Raw genomic sequence first — 1,394 nt, forward strand, 5'->3', positions numbered from 1 at the left:
TGAGATGTGATGCCGAGCCGATTGTGGCGAAGTGGATGATCCTATGCTGCCGAGAAAAGCCTCTAGTGAGTGTTGTGGCGGCCCGTACCCTAAACCGACTCAGGTGGTCAGGTAGAGAATACTAAGGCGATCGGGTGAACTGTGGTTAAGGAACTCGGCAAATTGCCCCCGTAACTTCGGGAGAAGGGGGGCCTCTGCTGGTGATGGCATTTACTGCTGGAGCTGGTGGGGGTCGCAGTGGCCAGGGGGAAGCGACTGTTTACTAAAAACACAGGTCCGTGCGAAGTCGTAAGACGATGTATACGGACTGACGCCTGCCCGGTGCCGGAACGTTAAGGGGACCGCTTAGCCAGCTTGTCTGGCGAAGGTGAGAACTTAAGCGCCGGTAAACGGCGGTGGTAACTATAACCATCCTAAGGTAGCGAAATTCCTTGTCGGGTAAGTTCCGACCTGCACGAATGGCGTAACGACTTCCCCGCTGTCTCAACCGCAGACCCGGCGAAATTGCATTACGAGTAAAGATGCTCGTTACGCGCAGCAGGACGGAAAGACCCCGGGACCTTCACTACAGCTTGACATTGGCGTTTGGAGCGTCTTGTGTAGGATAGGTGGGAGACTGGGAAGCTCGGACGCTAGTTCGGGTGGAGTCATTGGTGAAATACCACTCTGGTCGTTTTGAACGTCTAACTCTGGTCCGTGATCCGGATCGGGGACAGTGTCTGGTGGGTAGTTTAACTGGGGCGGTTGCCTCCTAAAGGGTAACGGAGGCGCCCAAAGGTTCCCTCAGCCTGGTTGGCAATCAGGTGTTGAGTGTAAGTGCACAAGGGAGCTTGACTGTGAGACTGACGGGTCGAGCAGGAGCGAAAGCTGGGACTAGTGATCCGGCATCGGCGTGTGGAAGCGGTGTCGCTCAACGGCTAAAAGGTACCCCGGGGATAACAGGCTGATCTTCCCCAAGAGTCCATATCGACGGGATGGTTTGGCACCTCGATGTCGGCTCGTCGCATCCTGGGGCTGGAGTAGGTCCCAAGGGTTGGGCTGTTCGCCCATTAAAGCGGTACGCGAGCTGGGTTTAGAACGTCGCGAGACAGTTCGGTCCCTATCCGCTGCGCGCGCAGGAGACTTGAAAGGGGCTGTCCCTAGTACGAGAGGACCGGGACGGACGAACCTCTGGTGTGCCAGTTGTATCGCCAGGTGCATGGCTGGTTGGCTACGTTCGGAAGGGATAACCGCTGAAAGCATCTAAGCGGGAAGCTCGCCTTGAGATGAGGTCTCCCACCCTGTGAGGGGGTAAGGCTCCCGGTAGACGACCGGGTTGATAGGCCGGAGGTGGAAGCGCGGTAACGTGTGGAGCTGACCGGTACTAATAGGCCGAGGACTTGACCTCAAAGCAG

Annotated in this window: 1 rRNA gene; it reads left to right on the forward strand. The window is 57.1% G+C overall.

From position 1 onward, the window contains the following. A 23S ribosomal RNA gene (locus BLR04_RS39405) occupies positions 1-1,387 on the forward strand; the annotation flags it as partial. Positions 1,388-1,394 lie beyond the last annotated feature (7 nt).

The organism is Nonomuraea maritima, assembly GCF_900100395.1.
GTDB classification, from domain to species: Bacteria; Actinomycetota; Actinomycetes; order Streptosporangiales; family Streptosporangiaceae; genus Nonomuraea; species Nonomuraea maritima.